Below are 21,034 nucleotides of genomic sequence, written 5' to 3' on the forward strand. Positions count from 1 at the left end.
GTTCCTTTCCTTGCTGAGTAGCGTCCTGGCTACCCGTGATTAAACATTGTCCAAAAATCGTGATTGTAGCATGGCGGGCACCACATAACAGGGCGGGGTTACCACTCCCCATTTCGTGCCCTTCCTCACTCTTTGTGCCTTGCCAACTTGATAGACTTCTGGCTCACGCTCCGGGAACGTTTATCTGGCATGGACAACCCTATGTTTCAACTAGCTGCGCGGGCATTTACCGCTGCTTTCACCCTATCCACAATCACCTTGGTGGCCGGCTGCGACGGTAGCGGCGACGCGAACGACGACGTGGCGGGCCGGGGAAACAGCTTCCCGCCGGCCAAGAATGCCAACGACGACTTTACGTCCGGCTCTACCGGTGACTCCAGCAACGCCTCCGGCCTGGCCCGAAATGAAGTGCGGATTACCATGGAGGTTCCGGAAGCCGTTGCCCCGGGCGGAGAGTTGACCCGCCGCAACCTGCGTATCGTGGAGCCAGAGACCATCCGGGTTTACCAGACTGACCAAACCCTTCGCGAACTCGGCTCCGTAGACACCCGGTCCCGCCGGGAAGACAGCGGGCGAACTGTTATTCGCTTTGAAGATGGGCTACCAATAGGGCCGGACGTGGTGATCGAGGCCACCTATGGCAACAGCCGCATGCGGGCACTGGCAGCGGACGCGGACCGGGACGTGAAGGTGAATCCGTTCTCGGAATACCTAGTGGCCAATTCGCTGGACAGTTACAGCTCTGGTGAGTTCTCCCAGATCATGGACTGTGTGAACGATGCCAACAGCACCCTTTGTTTGAATAAGTATGTGTGGGCCACCCTCGCCGATCAGGTTCATGACTTTGAGATCAATATCCCCGGCAATCTTGATGTCGATGGGACGCTCGCTCTGCTAGAGGAACGGGGAGATTTCGCCCGATATGTGGACGCTATGGCCGATTATGCACTATTGGGAGAAAGCTCCTCTGGCAAGATAGAAGCCAGCGCCGCGAATTACCATTCGGTGTTCTGGGGCGTCGAATTGGGGCAAACGTTTCTCGAGTCCAGCATTGCCGGCTCCGGCCAATGGGGCGTGCGGATCGCCCGCGAGGAAACCACAACCGACCAGAACGGTACCGGCTATGTTTACCCGGGCATGACGTTAACCTCCCTCGACGCCTTCAACATTCGGGTCACCTCCCTGGCCAGCGACATCCCCTATGACCGTCGAGCCCTGATACACGCCGATGGTAATGAATTCTTCAACCGCCCGGCCTGGGACCTGAACACCCACTCTTCCTCACCCGGTGCCGCGACGGTGGAGGACGAGATTCGTCTGCTGGCCGGTCGAGCCCTTTACCAGAGCATCACCGGCCGTGGTAGCTCCCGGATTATCGGCTGGACCCGCAACCCCTATTTCATGAACGCGTACGTCGGTGGCGGCACCGAGCAGCCCGATAGAGTCATTAGTGGGTATTTCAGTGCCGGGAAAGCCATTGAATTGCGCTCGGAAAGCGGCGAGCTGAAGCGCGAGCGCACGCTGGAAGATCACTACCTGTCCGTGTTTGAACTGAACCTGCTAAGGAAAGAAGGATTCGAGCGTCAGAAACTGGATGGCCGCAACTACAACGTGGCTTACCTGTCCACCCGCATGGGCGATGAGAGCCAGCCCTTTGTGGTGGAGTCCGGCGTTGGGGTCTGGCAGATCAGCGGCCCATCCGTCACCCAGACCATGGCGACCACCACCCTGCGCAGGGACAACACGGGGAATGTCACTGTTTCCGTGCCGGCGGACAACCCCGGCCAGCGGGATGCCAACTGGGTCATCAGTGAGCGTCAGTCGCGGGTGTATGACCCAAACAGCGGAAACCGTATCGTCAGTAACGGGCGCCTGAATCTGGACCGCGACAGTGCCTCCGGCCTGGATGAGAAACCGGATATCGCCGTCGGCGCATCAACGCCGAACGGTTCCCTGATGGCCTTCAACCTGGACACCAACGCTATTGGTGATGGAATTCTGGTGGCTGCCGAGCAGGCCAATGCCTCTCCACCCAGCCAGGGGCGCTACCGCCTTCAGGGCGTGGGGTTGGGAATGGAGCAGGACAATAACCGACTGAGGCATTTCGATAACGCCCTGCTGGTGATTGAATCTTCCGGCAGCGCCCGTCTGGAGGGCCGGACGCTCGAGGTTGTCCATCAAGTCGACGCCGAATCTGTCTCCACTCCACAGGCACAGTCACCCGGAACGGTATCCCTGACGTACACGGCCAGCAACACCGGGGCTGCAACGTTTATTGCCGGCAGCCTGACGCTGGACGGCTTTTTCACCCGCGATCAGGATCAGTTTTTCCTGCAACTCAGGCAGACAGAGGGCCAGGAAGAGGTACTGGGGTTGCTCATGGCGACACGCTTGCCAGAATAGCGGGGAGCAAACCACCCGGGCGACGTTGGCGTATAACCTGTTATAATTGCTGTCATATCGATTGTAACGAGAGGTTTTATGTCTTCTGGTATCCGGGCACTGTGGTTGATAGTTCCGCTGATGGTTTTTGGTTTGTGGGGCATACTGCATACCCCCGACCCGGACCACGACCGCGACGCCGAGGACTCGGATGTCGCCCTGGCCAAACTGCCTTCACTCCCTGGCTGGTCACGAGCGGACTTGCCGGATTTCTCTGCCTACCGTGATACCACCGAGAAAAAAGCCGCGTTTTTCTCGTTCCTGTACCCACGTATCGTGCTGGCAAACTCCCGTATTCTGATCGAGCGCGATTATCTCGACAGCCTGGCCGGCAAGGACGAGCTCAGTAAATCGGAACTGACCTGGCTGAAGAACCAGGCCGAGCGGCTGAGGGTGGATGAAGAACCCGGCAGCGAAACCATGTTCCGACGCCTGCGAAACCGCCTCGATGTAATTCCGCCCTCGCTGGTGCTGGCTCAGGCCGCCAATGAATCCGCCTGGGGCACCTCCCGTTTTGCACGTAGAGGCAACAACCTGTTCGGACAATGGTGCTTTTCGCAGGGCTGCGGTCTGGTACCCCGGGGACGCGTTGAGGGTGCCAGTCATGAAGTCGCAAGCTTCTCTTCGCCTTATCTGTCTGTGCGCTCTTACATCCAGAACCTGAATCGCCATCCAACCTACCAGTTGCTCAGGGACATCCGCCTGAAAGCCCGCAATCGTGATGATATCGCCAGTGGCCCGAGCCTTGCTGCCGGTTTGCTGGGGTATTCCGAACGCGGTGAAGACTATGTGGAGGAAATTAGAAGCATGATCCGCCACAACAACCTCGACTATTACGATGAAGACTTCCAGGCCATTGTTCGGGGAGCCAATTCCCAAGAGCTCCTTGAGTTGGCTGCGGCAAAGCAGGAGAAGGCACTCCTGCCTGGGGCCACCACCGCTGACGAAACCAGTAGCGAAGGCTGAATCCACCATCACATAACCGAGTGAATTCGAATTCCGGAGACATCGATCAATGTCCAGGTTCTTGCCCGCACCCGTCAAAGGTGTGCTCGCAGTGCTTTGTATTGTTCTTAACACCCTTTGGCTATTCCCGATCCTGATGGTGTTTGCGGTAATCAAGTTGCTGGTTCCGACGCCTTCGGTTCGCAAAGGCTGCACCATCGTTCTGAACCGCATCGCGTGGTTCTGGATTGGCTTCAACAATGTGCTGGCTGACGTGCTTCACAACATCAAGTGGGATGTCCGCGGCGCTGAGGGCCTGAGCCGCGAACACTGGTACTTCGTCACCTGCAACCATCAGAGCTGGGCCGATATTCCGGCCATCCAACACGTATTGAACAGCCGCATCCCGCTACTGAAGTTTTTCCTCAAACAACAATTGATCTGGGTACCTTTACTGGGCGTGGCCTGGTGGGCGCTGGACTTCCCCTTCATGCAGCGCCACACCAAAGAGCAGATAGCCCGGCGTCCGGAATTGAAGGGCAAGGACGTGGAAGCCACTCGAGCCGCCTGTGAGAAGTTCCGGTATACACCGGTGACCATTTTCAACTTCATGGAAGGTACACGGCTCACACCGGCCAAACACCAAAGTCAGAATTCGCCCTACAAACACCTGCTGAGGCCTCGCGCAGGGGGTACAGCCTTTGTACTGGAAGCCATGGGGGAGTCCCTGCACACCATGCTGGATGTGACCATCGTGTATCCGGATGGCAAATCCGGCATCTGGGATTACCTGTGCGGGCGAATCCAACGGATTGTGGTTGATATTCGAACGCGGGAAATTCCACACCGTTTCCTGGGCATGGACTACGAAAACAACCGTGAAACACGGGCGGACTTCCAGCGTTGGGTAAGCCAGGTATGGGAAGAAAAGGATGCGCTTATAGACGAACTGAAGCGTTCAGCCTGAGTGCTGGGCTGTAGCGTGCCCGCTACAGCAGCCCCAATTCGCGGGCACGGACGATGGCCTGCGTGCGTGACTTCACCTCAAGCTTGGCGTTGATACGACGAGCATGGGTTTTCACCGTATGCAGGGAGATGTGCAAATGATCGGCGATGTCCTGATTCGACAGCCCCTGGGCAATCAATTCAAGGACGCCCTGCTCCCGGTCACTGATGGGCTCTGCCAGGGGCGCCTGCTCTTTCATGTCCGTGAGTCCGTACAGCGCGCCAATGGCCTCGACAAACGGCGTATCCGGCAACTGTGGCCAGGCTTTCTCGAGCAGTTCCTGCAGCTCTCCCCTGAGCTCAGCGAAGGGGCTTATGTAGTGTTCCTCGCCCGCCATGAGCACCGTAGCGGCCAGCGTCTTCTGGGCAGCGGCCGGGCCTTTCTGGCGCCAGCTGAGGACACTTTCCAGAAGCCTGGAGTAGAGGTCCAGACCAAAAGGCATTGTCTCGCCGCTGTTAGCTCGAATGTTCCTGACTGTTTCGGCGGCCTTGATATCGTCGCCCCGCGCCAATTCGATCCGCGCCTGAAGGCATTGCAACATACCCGGCATCATCGGGAACATTTCCGGTATGCAATTGACTTCCCGCCATGGTTGCAGCCGCTCCATCGCCTGCGCCGCCGTATCCGCCTGCCCCAGCGTCAGCCAACCGCTGATTTTAAGGGCTTCAAGCACAGGCACGTAGACAGACTCATCCACCTGCCACGCCTGCATGGTTCGTTCGGCACGACCAATCCAGGCAAACGCATCGTCCATCCGGTTCTGGGTGCGACAGATCAGCACCCGTAGTGCCATGGCCAGCAGCAACCCGAGATCCCGGGTCTGCTCCGCGTGGCGAATACAGGTCACCAACAGGCGATCGGCTTCGGCTTGTCGCCCCTGGTGCCAGAGCACCATCACCAGGTTCAATTGCAGCCGCGTTTCACCAACACGGGCAGGCCGCGAAGACTCATTCATGGCGGTATCCAGACCGGTGCGCAACAGCTGCTCGGCGTGCTTCAACGATCCCTTACCCAGCTCGATCCGCGCGTGGGCATAGACTGCCAGAACTTCCGAACCAGCGTCTCCAGCCTCTCGAGCCAGCCTTGCGGCAATGCGGTTGGCCTCCCGGGCATCGCCAAATTTGCCGGCGGCGCATAGCGCACTGGAACGAACCAGCTGCGTCACCAGCTGGCCCTGAGTAGACAACTCCTCCGCCTGCAGAGCTCTGTCTGCGACCATCAGGGCCTCATCAACACTGCCCTCGCCGCGGAGAATAAAAGCCCTGAGCGCATCGACCCGGCCAGCAAGTTCGGGACGCTCGCCATTATCGAGATCGTTGATCAACATTCTTGCCTGCCTGAACTGACCACCGATGGAATGGACCCAACCGTAGACAATCTTCAGGCGCGCGCTTTTCTCCAGCAGCCCCGACGGCAATGACCGGCGAAGCCGAAGCAATGACGCGGTATCCTGCCCAATCAGCAAGGCCTCTGAGCCTTCAGAGGCTATCCGGACCGACTCCTCAAGACTACCGCTGACCAACGCATAACGCAGTGCCTCGGGAAACTGATGACGGTCACTAAACCAGCGACTGGCTTTCAGGGCACGCTCCTGCGACTCATCGAGGGCCGGTGTCTGTAACCAGTCGTGCAGCAAAGGATTCAGGCGGAGCCAGCGCCCGCGACCCGGCAATGGACGCAGCGGGATACCGCTTTCCGCAGCGGCAGAGGGCCGAAAGGCATGGTCACACCCTGCGTCAGCCAATGACAGGAACAGTTCGTCCGAGACGATCTCCATCTCCGCCATGATCCTCAGTGAACGCTGCTGGCCAGGCGTTAAATGGATCAGCACGGCATCTCTGAGGAAACGCTCAACACTGAAGGTTTCCTGTATCGGCAATCGGGATTCCGGCGCGGAGTCCAATTCCCGCTGGTACAACCCCAAAGGCGTAATCCATCCCTCAGTCAACGAATACAAATGCTCCACAGCGACCGTGGTCAGTTGATTACGGTTGATCGCAGCGTGAAAGAATTCAAAAGTCTCCAACCGTGTCAACTCAAGGGAATCCGCGCCGATTCTGTTGAATCGGCCTTCCAGTTCGAACGTGTGGGTTTCAAATGGCGGCGGTTTTCTGGACACCATCACCAACGCCAGACCAGAAGGAATGTTTTCAACGAGCTGCTGCAGCAGGGCGATGGCAGCCGGATTGGCGACAGTGCCAACGTTATCAATCACGAGCACGCTGTCGCGGTCCGGGTCGCTCCAGTGAGCATCGGACAATAGCAGGGCAAGCGCATCCGTATTGCTGGAGGCTTTTTGTTGCCCGGACGGTCGTGAGGTGGCACCGGGCGGTGTCAGCGCAATTTCAAGCAAGGCCAACAGGCGCCCGGAATCGTTCTCCTGTCCGGTCAGAGCCAGCCATCGGAGGGTGTCGGGGCTACGGGAGGTTTCACGGAACGCCGCACTCAGGGCATGGGTTTTGCCATAACCGGACGGTGCCTCAAGCAACAGGACCGAGCCCGGTGTTATTGCCGCGGTCAGTTTCTCGGTCAGCGCTGGCCTTTTGAGGTAATTCGGAACGGGCTCCGGCATCCGTACCCGCTGGCGCAACAAATCCCTGATCAACTCGCCACGATGAGTGCCGCCTAGTGTTGACTGGAACTCATCGTTGGCCGCACGGCCATCATCGAATGGTTTCACTCTTTGCCCCGTTGAAAGCCCGGAATCTATGAGCCCGATGGGCCCTTATCCGGCAAATGTGATCTCTGCTTTGTCGTTGCTGCAGCGCCCTGCATCGGGTACGCCTTTAGTATTAGTAGGGAGAGGTTAAACCAAATCGGGGGTAGGCTGCAAAAATTTGACGGCAAGATAACGAAATACCGGCAAATTCCTAACATTTGAGGAAATTCAAAGACTTTAATAAAAAAGCGGCGGACCCAAGGGCCCGCCGCTTTCCAGTCAGCCGGGATTGCTCCCGAATAACGGTGACTTACCGCGTACCTGCACGACGCAGAGCAGCGGGTGTGTAGTCACGTGACATGCGTTCAACACCGAACTCGTAAGGGTTGGACTCTTCGTTGGTCAAACCCAGAACCAGATACCGTCCAGACAACAGATCGTACAGGGTTTCAATGGCGTACCAGGGAACAATCTGATCGTAGAACTGCATGCTGTGCGCTTCTGCCACACGCCAGAGCTCTCCGCGACCATCGTAGTGATCAATCACCGCCGCCTGCCAGGAGTCTTCATCGATGTAGAAGTCACGCTGGGCATAGATATGACGCTCACCGTCCTTCAGGGTGGCACGCACGTGCCAGACACGGTGCAGCTCATAGCGGGTCAGGTCCTGGTTGATATGACCGGCCTTGATGATCTCGTCATAATCCAGGTCACGGTCCACCAGCTTGTAGGAATTGTAAGGGATGTACATTTCCTTCTTGCCAACCAACTCCCAGCTGTAACGATCAGGCGCACCGTTGAACATATCGAAGTTGTCGGAGGTACGCATGCCGTCTGAAGCGGTACCCGGGCCGTCATAAGCTACCTGCGGTGCGCGACGAACCCGGCGCTGACCGGCGTTGTATACCCACGCGCGACGCGGCTCTTGAACCTGGTCGATGGTCTCGTGAACCAGCAGGACGTTACCAGCCAGGCGAGCCGGCGCGGTAATGGCCTGTTTGAAATAGAACAGAACATTGGGGTCCATTCCCGGCTCATAGTCATCCAGATACGTCTTCCATGTCAGCTCGTCCTGAAACTTTACAACGCTGAAGGACCCGTCCTCAGTCGGAGTCACCTGCCCAACGTTACGCTGGACCGAACCGCCGCGGTATCGGGTGATGTGGTTCCAGATAACTTCCAGGCCGTTCTGAGGGATCGGGAATGGCGTAGCGGTCTGGTAATTACCCAGGCCGTTACCACTCTTGATCAACTCCACACTCGTGGCGTTGTCAACAGTATCCTTCATGACCTGTTCCGGGTATGCAGCGGAACGGTGCGTCTCGTATACCGGCATGACGTAATCGTCATAACGCTTGATCATTGCGACCTGTCCCGGGGACAGGTTTTCCGCATACTGGTCAACGTTGCTCTGGTTGATGGTGAACTTTGGCTCTTCGTTCGGGAACGGGTTCACATAGATACCATCGTTTTTATACCCGGCAGGAGGCGTGGTCAGACCTCCATCCCAGGCCGGAATAGCGCCTCCGTTACCCGCTTTCTCAGCGCCCATTGGCGTGAGCGAGTCACCCAGCTTGGCCGCTTCCTCTGCGGAAACCGCGCCAAAGGCGTTACCCGCAAACAACGTTGCGGACAGGATGCCAGTGGCCAGTAGCTTCTTGTTCAGTTTCATTTAAATTACCTCGTTAAACGAATTCAGGCCGAATCAGAATGAGTAGGAAACGCTCGCACTCACGAAATCACGGTCAGTCAACTCGTTATACGGCTTGCCACCGAAAAAGTTTGTGTAACCGATATTACCGGTTATACGGTTCTGGTATTCAGCCTGCAGTGACAGACCAATGGCTTTGTTGCCTTCGCTGAAGTTACCACCCGGAGAAGGCGCGTAACCCTGCACATCGTGGCTCCACGCCAACTGTGGTGAAAGGTTAATGCCAGAGAACGCGTTCAGGTAGCTCCACACCAGACGGGTACGGTAGCCCCATGAGAAGGCCGTGGTAAAGCCATCATTGTTACAGTAGTTGGTATTGATGTTGGCACCGGCCTCACAGAAATCACCCGTGAAGCTGGAACCGTCCACCGGCAACGTACCGATACCGAAGGTGCCTGAGCGACCGTAACGGGCTTCATCTTCGTCCGGAAGATCGTGAACGTAGGTGGCACCGAATTCCGTGATCAGGGAGAGGCGACTGGCGCCCATAACCTGGTCGAAGAACTTGATCAGCGTAAACTGCGCCTGGGAAACGTTGAACCGGTCGTAGCCGTCAACAGGCTTTCCGGCCAGATTGGCGCCGCCCGACTCTTCAAGCCGCTGCTTTTCAAGTTTGCTCAGAATTTCCCCGTTTGGGCCACGCTGCTGCAAACCACCATAAATCAGCTCAAATGCGTTCCACTGAAGCGGAACGTTATCACGGAAGCTGTACTCAGCACCCAGAGACCAGCCACCCGGGGTCGTGGTGTTGATACTGATGCCATAGAGATTGATGTTTTCGGGATACTCGATGAAGTAGCTCGGAAACTGGGAGTTCGGCTCATTCGGATCGTTCTGTTGGCTACCACTGGGCGAAGACGGATTGTTCACCAGGCCACTGACATACGGCAGACGGCTGTTGTACTTGATGTAGTAGAAACCAAGCTCCGAATCGTTCAGGGCCGGCACGTACCAACGCAGTGCGACACCGAACTGGTCTTTGGAATCCGCCTCACGGTCCGCCAGACGAGGAGCGATAAAGCCCTGAGCCTCCGCTTGGGAATCAGGCAACTGACCGGCCAACAAAACCGGGCCACAGCCGTCAGCGGCAAAGTCGTTTGTGGAGAAGAATGTGCCGCAATCATCTGGGCGAACGGGCTCCCAGTCAGCTTGCACGAAGGTCTCAACAGTCACATTTTCCGTAATACCTGCGGACGCGTAAAACATCTCAACCGGCAACAGCGCATCCTTCAGTTCCGAGCCTGGTGCCCTGAAGGCAGGTACGTTAACCGGGTTGATGGTATTTATGCCCCCCTGGATAAATGTACTCTCACCCCAGCTCAACACCTGCTTGCCGTAGCGCAGGCTGACCGGCACATTACCAAAATACCAGTCGGAAAATACGTAGGCATCAAGAATTTCGCCGCCGGAGGCATATTTTTTGGCCTCTTCGTTCAGTTCGCGACGCTGACCAACAGGATCAACCGCTCTGCTCTCATCCTTCAACTCGAAGTCATACCAGTAACGCCCCCGCGCAAAGCCACCTATCCGGGTAAGCGTGTCGCTATCCACATCGTAGCTGAGAAAAAGTTCGCTGTTACCCTTGACGATTTTGGAGTAGGTATCCCCTTTCTCGAAGTTGAGGTTACCGTCGTCATAGTTGTTGGTAGAAGCACCGATGTTGGCCAAGGGCTGACCGGGAGCGTATTCAGGCCCCAGGTTACCCTGGGCAATCAACCTTCTGTCCTGTGACTCGGTTCGCCAGCCAACGCCCGCCGACAGCGTCGTGTTGAAAGAGGCTTCCACATCCCCCACGTAAAATGAATAGGCAGCTGCCTGCCCGGATACTCCGGCTGCAACTGCTACGGCCAGCGGCAATTTAGTCCACTGCTGCCATTGATGTGTTTTTCTTGTCATTGGAAGGCTACTCCATTGTTGTTCTGAGTCGCTGCTCTGATTATTGGTGTTCACGATGTTTGGAGGCTTCATGCACAGTGCTCGTGATGTTGGCACTATAGCTAACGCCATCGAACGCTTTGATCAGTCAAAAGTATGATTTTACGATTAAGCCTCTCTCTATTACGCCCCTCTCTGCGGCAGACTTCCCTCGCACTGAGTCACTATAGTCAACAAATTTGGATGCAACCAGCCGGCACAAATCACAGCATTTCAATAGCCATCGCCGTTGCCTCACCACCGCCGATACACAGTGCTGCAACACCCTTCTTCTTGCCGTAGTGATTGAGGGAGTGCATCAGCGTCACCAGCAGGCGGGAGCCGGTGGAGCCAACCGGGTGGCCCTGGGCACAGGCGCCGCCGTGGATATTGACCTTCTCCGGGTCCAGGCCGAGCTCGCGGATCGGCATCATGGCGACCATGGCGAAGGCTTCGTTGATCTCAAACAGGTCCACGTCGTCCTTTGTCCAGCCGGTTTTGGCGAAAAGGGTTTCGATGGCACCCACCGGAGCGCAGGTGAATTCAGCCGGATGCTGGGACTGGGTGCTGTGGGCAACGATCCGGGCGAGCGGTTTGAGGCCGCGCTTTTCGGCTTCGGATTCACGCATCAGTACCAGTGCGGAGGCGCCGTCGGATATCGAGGAGGCATTGGCGGCGGTGACGGTGCCGTCTTTCGCAAAGGCCGGGCGCAAGCTCGGGATCTTCTCGATGTTGGCGTTGTGGGGCTGCTCGTCGTCCTCAACCACCACTTCGCCTTTTCGGGTCTTGACGGTGACGGGAATGATTTCGTCTTTCAGCAGGCCTTCTTCAATGGCTTTCTTGGCCCGGGTCAGGGAGGTGATGGCGTACTCGTCCATCTCTTCCCGGGTGTAGCCTTTCTTGTCGGCCATTTCCTGGGCGAAGGCGCCCATCAACCGACCGGTTTCCGCATCTTCAAGCCCGTCCAGGAACATGTGGTCCTGTGGCGCCTGCCCGGGCCCCATGCGGTAGCCACTGCGGGCACCCTGCAGGATGTAAGGCGCATTCGACATGCTTTCCATGCCACCAGCCACCATGATGTCGTTAGTACCGGCCTTGATCACATCGTGGGCAAACATGGCGGCTTTCATCCCGGAACCGCAAAGCTTGTTGATCGTGGTAGCGCCGGTGCTATCGGGAAGTCCGGCCTGACGCATGGCCTGTCGTGCAGGCCCCTGTTTGAGGCCTGCGGGCAGCACGTTGCCCATAATGACTTCTTGAACGTCGGCCGGCTGCAACCCGGCACGGCGAATCGCCTCGGCAATGCTGATGGCGCCAAGCTCCGGCGCTGAAACGGCGGCCAGACTGCCCTGGAATCCACCCATGGGGGTGCGTACACCGCTGACGATGACGACGTTGTCTGTGCTCATATTGGGATCTCTCTCGTATTGACAGGTTGTTTATCAGGCTTTGTGGGGCGCTTCCAGATATTCCCTGGACTGCATCTCCAATAACCGGGATTCTGTTCGCTCAAACTCAAACCCGAGCCGCCCACCGGCGTACAGGTTGGTAATCGGGGCTTCCGCGGAAATGATCACCTTCACGTTTCGATCATAAAACTCGTCGATCATATTAATGAACCGGCGGGCCTGGTCTTCCTTGTCTTTACCGAGGACCGGCACATTGCTGATGATGACGGCGTGAAATTCGCGGGCCAGTTCAATGTAATCATTCTGGCTACGGGGGCCGTCGCACAGGGTTTTGAACTCAAACCAGACCACATCGTCCGCATGGCTGAGAGCCGTGAGTTTACGACCATTGATATCCAGTTCCAGGCTGTGGCTGCCAGCCTCAAGCGCAAGCCCGTCGTAACTCTTCTGGAGGCTTTTGTCCGCGTCTTCATCCAGCGGAAAATGGTAAAGCTCCGCCTGCTCCAGGGTTCTCAGGCGATAATCCACACCGCCATCCACATTCACCACCTCGGTGTGTTTCTTGACCAGCGCGATGGCGGGCAGGAAGCGGGCACGCTGCAGGCCATCCTTGTAAAGCCCGTCAGGCACGATATTGGAGGTACAAACCAAGGTCACACCACGGCTGAACAGACCATCCATCAATGTTGCCAGTATCATGGCGTCACCGATGTCAGAGACAAAAAATTCGTCAAAGCAAATCACCCGGGTTTCGTCCGCAAACATTTTCGCCACGATATCCAACGGGTTTTTCTCGCCTTTCAGGCTTTTCAGTTCCTTGTGAACACGCTGCATAAACCGGTGGAAGTGCACCCGCATCTTGCGATCAAAGGGCAGAGCTTCATAGAACGTATCCATGAGGTAAGTTTTACCGCGACCCACGCCGCCCCAGAAATACAAACCCTTCACCGGATCTTCTTTGCCCTTCTTGAACTTGAGGCGAAGTTTGACCATCGGTTTGTCCCGCTCCCTTTCCGCCGCCACCAGTTTGTCGTAAAGTGACTGCAAACGGCGGACCGCATCTTCCTGGGCCGGGTCTTTGTGAAACTCGGGCCGCTCAAGGTCCTGCTGGTATCGTTCCCATGGGGTCATATGGGTAGTGGTCATACGGATTCGCTTTTGGGGTGTCATTAAGGCGTTTCCCGAAGTATGGTCATTCATAACGGCGGCGTATTGTGGCCGATTTTGGCTTTATTCGCCACGTTCGGCACTCCCGGAGACCGCTGCAGCGGGGGGGCAAGCCCGACACACGACGCAATACGACGATTGGCGCACTGAGCATTCGTGCGTGAAAGGGCCTTGAGACGATATACTTTAGGAAGGAATTCCTATTCATCAAAAGGATGACACAGCTTATGACAAACCTGATTCTGGCAGCCATCGCCGCATTGATTGTTGGCATTGTCATCGGGGTTCTGGTTGGCCGGTCTGGTCAAGGCTCCACCCTGCGGCAGCGCCGGGCTGAACAGCAGATCGAGGAGCTGAGAAACGAGTACACACGCTATCAGGCGCAAGTGAACGAGCATTTTATGGAATCTGCGCATCTGCTGCGCCGCTTCAACGACACCTACCGGGACGTAAATCAGCACATGGCGCGGGGCGCTAACCGCCTGTGCAACGACGAAGACTGGCTGTTGGAGCTCGAGAAAGAGAACGCCAAGGCGCGTCTGGAAGGCGCCGCCAGCAAGGATGATGCAGAGCCACCCCGGGACTACGCCCCCAAGAGCGACCCCCAGGAAAAAGGCACCCTGGCCGAAGACTTTGGCCTGGCCGAAAAGCAGCAGAAAGCCTGACGCTTACACCGGGTTATCGCAGTCGATAAACCGGTGACTTACCCCAAATGTTTGCTCCAGGGCTCGCCCCAGGGCCTGAACGCCATACCGCTCAGTGGCGTGATGGCCAGCTGCGTAGTAATGAATACCGCATTCCCGGGCAGTATGGGTAGTGGGTTCTGAAATCTCGCCACTGATGTAGGCATCCAGCCCGGCTTCCAAGGCGCTGCCAATGAACCCCTGAGCTGCACCGGTACACCAGCCGACCCGGGAAATCTCTGCGGAGCCGTCCCCGACCCAAAGCGGAGCACGGGCCAGACGCTCTCCGATCAACTCCGCGAACACCCGGGGCGCCATCGGGGCGCTCAGTTCGCCCTGCCACACAAGTCCGCCCAGTGGCCGGGGATTGAGAATACCCAACACGTCGGCCAACTGCCGATTGTTGCCATACTCAGGGTGATCGTCCAACGGCAGGTGGTAAGCAACCAGATTGATATCGTGCTCCAGCAGGCGCTTGATCCTGACCCGTTTCATGCCACGGATGGCCTGATCCTCACCTTTCCAGAAATACCCGTGATGCACCAGAATCATGTCGGCATCGGCTTCGATCGCCGCGTCCACGAGCGCCCGGGAAGCCGTGACGCCACTTACTATGGTACGGACCTCTTCAGTGCCCTCGACCTGCAGGCCATTAGGGCAATAGTCCTTGAAGTCTTGCGGGGCCAACCAGTCGTTCAGTGTGCGGAGTATCTCATTGCGTGAAGCCATGCTGCCTCCGTGGGTTTGCCTTGAATGTCTCGTGTTACACCAACGGTTTAAGGCACTCGACCAGTCGCTTGTTCTGGTCCGCCGTGCCGATGGTGATGCGCAGGAAGTCCGAGATGCGGGGCTTATTGAAGTGACGCACGATAACCCCCTTCTCCCGAAGCCCCTTCGCCAACGCCTCACCGGCATGATCCGGGTGGCGCGCAAGAATAAAGTTGGCCTTTGAGGGCAATACATCGAACCCCAAGGCTTCCAGTTTCGAGGTAACCCACCCTCGCTCGCCAATGACGCCTTCGCAGGTGGCTCGAAACCAGTCTTCATCCTCGAATGCCGCAATGGCGCCGACCTGAGCCAGGCGGTCAATAGGATAAGAGTTAAAGCTGTTCTTGACGCGGTTCAGGGCTTCGATGACCTCCGGGCTGCCGATGGCGAAACCGACGCGCAACCCGGCCAGGGAACGGGCCTTGGACAGCGTCTGGCAAACCAGCAGATTGGGGTATTTCCCCACCAGCTTGATCGCACTCTCGCCGCCGAAATCCACATAGGCTTCATCCACAACCACAACCCGGTCGGGATTGGCGGCGACGATAGCCTCAACCTTATCCAGCGCCAGGTAACGCCCAGTGGGCGCATTGGGATTGGGGAAGATGATGCCGCCGTTCGGCTGCTTATAGTCCTTGGGATCAATCTCAAAGCTGTCGGTCAGCGGTACGGTCTTGCCTTCGATGTTGTAGAGGCCGCAATACACCGGATAAAAACTGTAGGTGATATCGGGGTACAACACGGGCTCACCGTGCTGGAACAGACCATAAAAGATGTGTGCCAGCACTTCGTCGGAACCGTTACCGAGGAAAACCTGCTCGCCCTGCACGCCATAGTACTTCGCGATGGTGCTTTTCAGAGCTTCACTTTCGGGGTCCGGATAAAGCCGAAGGCTGTCATTCAGTTCCGTGTTGATCGCCTCGATCACCTTCGGAGACGGGCCGAAAGGGTTTTCGTTGGTATTCAGTTTCACGAGGTTGGCCATTTTCGGCTGCTCCCCCGGTACATAGGGGACCAACTCTTTGACCCGTGAACTCCAGAACTTACTCATCTGACTGGCCCTCCCGAACCCGATACTCTGCAGAACGGGCGTGAGCCGTTAACCCTTCTCCACGCGCCAGAACAGAGGCAACTCGCCCCATCCTGTCGGCACCGGCTGCAGAAAAACCAATCAGGGACGACCGTTTCTGGAAGTCATAAACCCCCAGAGGAGAGGAGAAACGCGCCGTCCCGGACGTCGGCAACACATGGTTCGGCCCGGCGCAATAATCGCCCAGCGCCTCCGCCGTATAGCGCCCCATAAAGATGGCACCGGCATGGCGAATCTCGTCCACCAGATTTTCCGGATCTTCCACCGAAAGCTCCAGGTGCTCCGGCGCAATACGATTGGAAACGCGAGCCGCTTCCGACAAGTCGGCCACGTGAATCAGCGCAGCCCGATCCGTCATCGAGGTAGCGATGATGCCGGCCCGCTCCATGGTCGGCAGCAGCTTGTTGATGCTGGCTTCCACGGCATCCAGGAAATCGGCATCGGGACTGATAAGAATGGACTGAGCCTGCTCATCGTGCTCGGCCTGAGAGAACAAATCCATGGCAATCCAGTCTGGGTCAGTCTTGCCGTCACAAATCACCAGAATCTCCGAAGGGCCTGCAATCATGTCGATACCAACGGTTCCGAATACCTCTCGCTTGGCGGTAGCGACAAAAATATTGCCCGGCCCAACAATCTTATCGACGGCAGGAATGGTCTGTGTGCCGTAGGCCAATGCACCCACCGCCTGGGCCCCCCCCACACAAAAGACGCGATCCACACCCGCAATCGCCGCAGCGGCCAGAACCAGTTCGTTCACCACACCGTCCGGCGTGGGAACCACCATAATCACCTCGCCCACACCCGCGACCTTCGCCGGGATGGCGTTCATTAGCACGGAGGAGGGATAGGCCGCCTTGCCACCGGGCACATACAGCCCTGCCCGATCCAGCGGCGTGACCTTCTGACCGAGTACGGTGCCGTCATCGTCTTCATACTGCCAGGACGTCTGATTCTGACGCTCGTGATAGTCACGCACCCGCTCGGCGGCCTTTTCAAGGGCAACACGCTGCCCCTGGGGAATAGCCTCCAGCGCCTGCCGCAAGCGATCCTGCCCCATTTCCAGCTCAGCAACAGTGCCAACCTTCAAGCGATCAAACTTCTCGGTAAACTCCAGAACCGCAGCATCCCCACGGGTTTTCACCTCATGCAGGATATGACGAACCGACTCATTCACCTGATGATCCACACTGTCTTCCCACGCCAATAGCTTGGCCAGCGCACTGTCAAAGTCACTGTCGGAAGCGTTCAATCGTCTGATGCTGATATCAGTCATTTCTTCTTTCCTGCTTTGCGAATTTACTCCGCGGTTTGAAAAGTGTCATTGGTCTGAGGACAAGGAAATGGCCCGGGAACGGGTCAGGAAGGGCTTTCCAAAACTGTACGGAGCCATGGATGGCGGAGTCCAAGCGCCACATGGATGTGCCGAAGGAGCGTGTTTTGGAAAGCCCTTCCTGAGCCGTTCTTACTCCGAAACCTGCCGACGTTTTTCGACGGCGATCGACATTTTCTCAATTATGGGATTAATGCCCTGGTGTTTCATCTTCATCGAGGCACGGTTAACCACAAGGCGAGAACTGATGTTTTCAATCAGCTCGCGAGCCTCAAGGCCATTCGCTTTCAGGGTATTGCCGGTATCAACGATATCGACAATCTCGTCGGCGAGCCCGAGAATCGGAGCAAGCTCCATCGCACCGTAGAGCTTGATGATATCGGCCTGCCGCCCCTGGGCCGCGTAATAGCGCCGTGCCAAATTTACGAACTTGGTCGCCACACGCAAACGGCCCTCTGGCGCTTTGCAGTCTTTCTTCCCGGCCGTCATCAACCGACACCGGGAAATATTCAGGTCCAGTGGCTCATACAGCCCCTCACCGCCGTGCTCCATCAGCACATCCTTACCGGTTACCCCCAGATCCGCCCCACCGTATTGCACATAGGTGGGCACGTCGGTGGCCCGAAGGATCAAAACCCGTACGTTCGGGTCCGTGGTGGGAAACACCAGTTTCCGGGACTTCTTAACATCGTCGACCAGTTCGATACCCGCTTCTTTTAACAGCGGCAGGGTCTCGTCGAGGATTCGCCCCTTCGACAGCGCGATGGTGATGGAATCGGTCATGCGTCTTTCCGGTTCAATGTGTTCAGGCTGGCAAGCGGCGGATACTGGCGCCCAACAGCTGCAATTTTTCTTCGATACACTCGTAGCCACGGTCGATGTGGTAGATGCGATCAACGATGGTGTCTCCATCCGCCACCAGCCCGGCAATGACCAGGCTCGCGGACGCCCGCAGGTCCGTTGCCATCACCGGGGCACCGGTGAGGTGATCCACGCCCTTGATGATCGCAGCGTTGCCCTCAAGAGTAATGTCCGCACCCATGCGGATCAGCTCCTGCAGGTGCATGAACCGGTTCTCGAAGACCGTTTCCACGATGGTGCCAGTGCCTTCGGATACCGCGTTCATCGCCGCAAACTGCGCTTGCATATCGGTCGGAAACGCAGGGTATGGCGCTGTGCGTAGGCTAACCGCTTTTGGCTGATTGCCTTTCATATCCAGCGAAATCCAGTCCTTGCCCGTATCAATGTGGGCACCGGCCTCTTCCAGCTTCAGCAGGACCGCTTCCAGCAGATCCTCGCGGGTATCCTTGAGCTTGACCCGGCCACGGGTAGCTGCTGCTGCAACCAGGTAGGTGCCAGTTTCGACGCGATCCGGCAGCACATCGTAGTGACAGCCATGCAAACGCTCGACACCGTTGATCTCAATCGTTGCGGAGCCATGACCCTTGATGTCAGCACCCATGGCGATCAGGCATTCAGCGAGATCCACCACTTCCGGTTCCCGGGCAGCGTTTTCCAGGATGGTTTTACCATCGGCCAACGCGGCAGCCATCATCAGGTTTTCCGTACCGGTGACGGTCACGGTGTCCAGGAAGATGTGCGCGCCTTTCAGGCGGCCATTGGTCTTTGCCTTGATATAACCGTTTTCGACCTTGATGTCGGCGCCCATCTGTTCCAGGCCATGAATGTGCAGGTTCACCGGCCGGCTACCGATAGCACAGCCACCCGGCAGGGACACTTCCGCTTCACCAAAGTGCGCTACCAACGGCCCTAACACCAGGATCGAGGCCCGCATGGTTTTCACCAGCTCGTAGGGCGCATGGAACTGCTTGATGGTGTTGGCGTGAACTTCGACGCTCATTTTTTCGTCGATCATCAGTTCCACACCCATGCGGCCCAGCAGCTCGATCATCGTGGTGATGTCGTTCAGGTGCGGCAGGTTGCCCACGGTCACCGGCTCATCCGCCAACAGGGTGGCAGCCAGAATCGGTAGGGCGGCGTTCTTGGCGCCGGAAATCCGGATTTCGCCATCGAGAGGCTTGCGGCCTCTGATCAGAAGTTTGTCCACAATGGTGTCCTGTAGTTTGCGGGCGTGTCAGCCCTGGCGCGCGGCCCATTCAGCCGGTGTAAAGGCCTTGGGGTGCAGGGCATGAATGGTACCGTCCAGAATGTGCTGGAACAGCGCCTTGTTGATCAGTTGCTGCCGTTTGATGGTTGGCAAACCCTCGAATACATCGCCCACTACAACAACAAGATAGTGATTGCCATCGACCTGCACTTCGACCTCACAGCCGGGCAGCGCCTCTTTAACCAACTCGGCAACTTCGGTGGCTTCCATAAATAATCCTCGGGCGTTTTTAAATCAGGGGCGAGATTGTAACCAATTATGGCATTCGGGTCAGCTATGGTGCAGGTTTTCAGAAGAGGACTGGGCGGAAAAACCCGGCAAATGGCGATCAAGGCCGCTCAGGGCCGCCAAAGAGTTCAGCCGTTCACTTACGCCGGTAAATCGCAGAGCCTGACTGTGGGCAACTGCAAGGCGGTGCCAACACAGCAGCAGAGACAGCACCACGCTGTGCGCGGTGCCCATGGCGGACAGGTCCACCTGTAAATCCGCCTTGCTCGCCCGTATCCACTTCTCGCCTTCCTGCCTGACGGAGATCACGGTGAGCGGATCAACCGCGCCGCTCACCAATAACGTGTCGCCATCAAGAGTCACCACAGGCTGATCCGCGCTCATGATTGGTCGACGTCACCTTCCAGTTTCAGGGACTCCACCGCATCGCCCCAGCCGTCGATAACGGACTGAACCTCACCGCCGTTTTTCTCCATTTCCTGACTGAAACGGTCACGGAAAGCGAGACCGATGTTCACGCCTTCGACGATCACGTTTTCCATCATCCAGCGCCCTTCTTCCGCCTCATACATGGAGTACGTCACCGGATAGCGGTTGCCGGAGGCACTGATCACCTCCATGCGTACGGAGGCACGTCCGTCGTCATTCGGATTGATGGTGGCTTCCTTCACCTCAATGGTGAAGTCATCCGCACTTACCAGCGCCTGAGCGTAGCTGTCGAACAGGCTGCGCTTGAATTTCTCCACGAATTCATCCCGTTGTTCCGGTGACGTCTGCCGCGCATAGCGGCCCATGACACGGGCGGCGATACGGCGGAAATCAACAAAGTTCTTCAGTTCCTGATCCATGCTCCGGTAAAACGCCTGAGGGTCTTTTTCATACAGGCCCTTTTCCTCATTCAGCTTGTCGACCAGGCGCTGGGTGTTCTTATCGACATACTCGCGGAGATCCTCCTCCGGACCGGCGTGGGCCGGTGCTGCCAGCGCTACCATCAGCAACGCGACGATCATCAGGCTTTGTCTGATCTGAACCATGGTTGTCTCCCGTGAACCACTGTCTTTCATTGTGCCTGCCCAGAGGCAAAGTTGGTTATAAGCCGCTCAAGATTCATGGCGGATTGGGTGGAATAGAAGGTATCCCCGTCACCCAGGGATTCCATATCGCCACCCACTGAAATATCAATGTACTGTTCGCCAAGCAGGCCGGATGTACGTATTACTGCTGAGCTGTCCGCCGGAATATTGTCCACGCTGGCGTTTACATCAATAACCACCCGGGCCTGGTAGGTTTCCCGGTTCAGGGTTATTTCGCGGATTTTGCCAACGGTCACTCCCGCCATGGACACCTTTGCGCGAGGCGTCAGCCCGCCGGCATCGTTGAAGTTGGCGTAGAGCGTGTAGGAGCTTTCCGGCGCTTTCGGTGTCAGCCCGCTGACCTGCAACGCCAGAAACATCATGGCGGCGATGCCCGCGATCATGAACAGCCCCACAATCACTTCGGTTGTTCTCTGTGCCATTTCGGCCCCCTGTTTCCTGACGTTCCATTATACCG

General features: G+C 57.2%; 18 protein-coding genes. 4 read left to right on the forward strand and 14 right to left on the reverse strand.

Translation table 11 applies throughout. The features are described from left to right. The first annotated feature begins 201 nt into the window (after nucleotides 1-201). From B2590_RS04170 to B2590_RS04180, 3 genes are all read left to right on the forward strand, one after another. A complete protein-coding gene (locus B2590_RS04170; protein WP_286810158.1) occupies nucleotides 202-2,403 on the forward strand; it encodes a hypothetical protein in 2,202 nt (733 codons plus the stop codon). Between the two features lie 78 nt (nucleotides 2,404-2,481). Next, on the forward strand, nucleotides 2,482-3,408 hold the full coding sequence (locus B2590_RS04175) for a glucosaminidase domain-containing protein (protein WP_286810159.1): 927 nt from the start codon (nucleotides 2,482-2,484) through the stop codon (nucleotides 3,406-3,408). A 49-nt stretch (nucleotides 3,409-3,457) separates the two neighbouring features. Continuing rightward, on the forward strand, nucleotides 3,458-4,354 hold the full coding sequence (locus B2590_RS04180) for an acyltransferase (protein WP_199448746.1): 897 nt from the start codon (nucleotides 3,458-3,460) through the stop codon (nucleotides 4,352-4,354). A gap of 22 nt (nucleotides 4,355-4,376) precedes the next feature. Here B2590_RS04180 and B2590_RS04185 read toward each other — a convergent pair whose 3' ends face one another. The 5 genes from B2590_RS04185 to zapE all read right to left on the reverse strand — a co-directional run bounded on the left by B2590_RS04185 (nucleotide 4,377) and on the right by zapE (nucleotide 13,217). Continuing rightward, nucleotides 4,377-7,073 carry a LuxR C-terminal-related transcriptional regulator gene (locus tag B2590_RS04185; protein WP_286810160.1) on the reverse strand — a complete coding sequence of 899 codons (2,697 nt, stop codon included), beginning with the start codon at nucleotides 7,071-7,073 and terminating at the stop codon, nucleotides 4,377-4,379. A gap of 289 nt (nucleotides 7,074-7,362) precedes the next feature. Further along, complete coding sequence (locus B2590_RS04190; protein WP_041332434.1) at nucleotides 7,363-8,724, reverse strand: DUF1329 domain-containing protein; 1,362 nt, start codon at nucleotides 8,722-8,724, stop codon at nucleotides 7,363-7,365. Nucleotides 8,725-8,757: 33 nt separating this feature from the next. Next, complete coding sequence (locus B2590_RS04195) at nucleotides 8,758-10,659, reverse strand: DUF1302 domain-containing protein (protein ID WP_286810161.1); 1,902 nt, start codon at nucleotides 10,657-10,659, stop codon at nucleotides 8,758-8,760. A 242-nt stretch (nucleotides 10,660-10,901) separates the two neighbouring features. Next, the gene (locus B2590_RS04200; protein WP_286810162.1) at nucleotides 10,902-12,086 is read right to left on the reverse strand and encodes a thiolase family protein; all 1,185 of its coding nucleotides are present in this window, start codon (nucleotides 12,084-12,086) and stop codon (nucleotides 10,902-10,904) included. A gap of 33 nt (nucleotides 12,087-12,119) precedes the next feature. Then, the gene (zapE, locus tag B2590_RS04205) at nucleotides 12,120-13,217 is read right to left on the reverse strand and encodes a cell division protein ZapE (protein WP_286810170.1); all 1,098 of its coding nucleotides are present in this window, start codon (nucleotides 13,215-13,217) and stop codon (nucleotides 12,120-12,122) included. Nucleotides 13,218-13,480: 263 nt separating this feature from the next. Here zapE and B2590_RS04210 point away from each other — a divergent pair, with 263 nt between their 5' ends. After that, nucleotides 13,481-13,918 carry a YhcB family protein gene (locus B2590_RS04210; RefSeq protein WP_007155665.1) on the forward strand — a complete coding sequence of 146 codons (438 nt, stop codon included), beginning with the start codon at nucleotides 13,481-13,483 and terminating at the stop codon, nucleotides 13,916-13,918. Between the two features lie 3 nt (nucleotides 13,919-13,921). Here the strand turns inward: B2590_RS04210 and B2590_RS04215 are convergent, their stop codons facing one another. The 9 genes from B2590_RS04215 to mlaD form a co-directional block, all read right to left on the reverse strand. After that, nucleotides 13,922-14,665, reverse strand: a complete 744-nt coding sequence (locus tag B2590_RS04215) for a Nif3-like dinuclear metal center hexameric protein (RefSeq protein ID WP_286810163.1) — start codon at nucleotides 14,663-14,665, stop codon at nucleotides 13,922-13,924. A gap of 34 nt (nucleotides 14,666-14,699) precedes the next feature. Next, nucleotides 14,700-15,755: a histidinol-phosphate transaminase gene (gene hisC / locus B2590_RS04220; RefSeq protein ID WP_041332430.1), complete on the reverse strand. Its 1,056-nt coding sequence runs from the start codon at nucleotides 15,753-15,755 to the stop codon at nucleotides 14,700-14,702. Next, entirely contained in the window at nucleotides 15,748-17,070 is a 1,323-nt protein-coding gene (gene hisD, locus B2590_RS04225; protein WP_286810164.1) for a histidinol dehydrogenase, read from the reverse strand. The genes hisC and hisD overlap by 8 nt, the downstream gene beginning before the upstream one ends. Before the next feature lie 189 nt (nucleotides 17,071-17,259). Next, nucleotides 17,260-17,910 carry an ATP phosphoribosyltransferase gene (gene hisG / locus B2590_RS04230; RefSeq protein WP_036209892.1) on the reverse strand — a complete coding sequence of 217 codons (651 nt, stop codon included), beginning with the start codon at nucleotides 17,908-17,910 and terminating at the stop codon, nucleotides 17,260-17,262. 22 nt (nucleotides 17,911-17,932) lie between these two features. Continuing rightward, nucleotides 17,933-19,195, reverse strand: coding sequence for a UDP-N-acetylglucosamine 1-carboxyvinyltransferase (gene murA, locus B2590_RS04235; protein WP_036209888.1), 1,263 nt, complete (start codon nucleotides 19,193-19,195; stop codon nucleotides 17,933-17,935). Between the two features lie 27 nt (nucleotides 19,196-19,222). Then, nucleotides 19,223-19,465, reverse strand: coding sequence for a BolA family protein (locus B2590_RS04240; protein WP_036209886.1), 243 nt, complete (start codon nucleotides 19,463-19,465; stop codon nucleotides 19,223-19,225). A gap of 60 nt (nucleotides 19,466-19,525) precedes the next feature. Then, nucleotides 19,526-19,867, reverse strand: a complete 342-nt coding sequence (locus B2590_RS04245; protein WP_286810166.1) for an STAS domain-containing protein — start codon at nucleotides 19,865-19,867, stop codon at nucleotides 19,526-19,528. Further along, entirely contained in the window at nucleotides 19,864-20,517 is a 654-nt protein-coding gene (locus tag B2590_RS04250) for an MlaC/ttg2D family ABC transporter substrate-binding protein (RefSeq protein ID WP_414673541.1), read from the reverse strand. The genes B2590_RS04245 and B2590_RS04250 overlap by 4 nt, the downstream gene beginning before the upstream one ends. Nucleotides 20,518-20,543: 26 nt before the next feature. Continuing rightward, a complete protein-coding gene (gene mlaD / locus B2590_RS04255) occupies nucleotides 20,544-20,999 on the reverse strand; it encodes an outer membrane lipid asymmetry maintenance protein MlaD (RefSeq protein ID WP_286810167.1) in 456 nt (151 codons plus the stop codon). Nucleotides 21,000-21,034 lie beyond the last annotated feature (35 nt).

Origin of the sequence: Marinobacter sp. UBA3604 (genome assembly GCF_002375325.1) — a bacterium.
Taxonomy (GTDB): Bacteria; Pseudomonadota; Gammaproteobacteria; order Pseudomonadales; family Oleiphilaceae; genus Marinobacter; species Marinobacter salarius.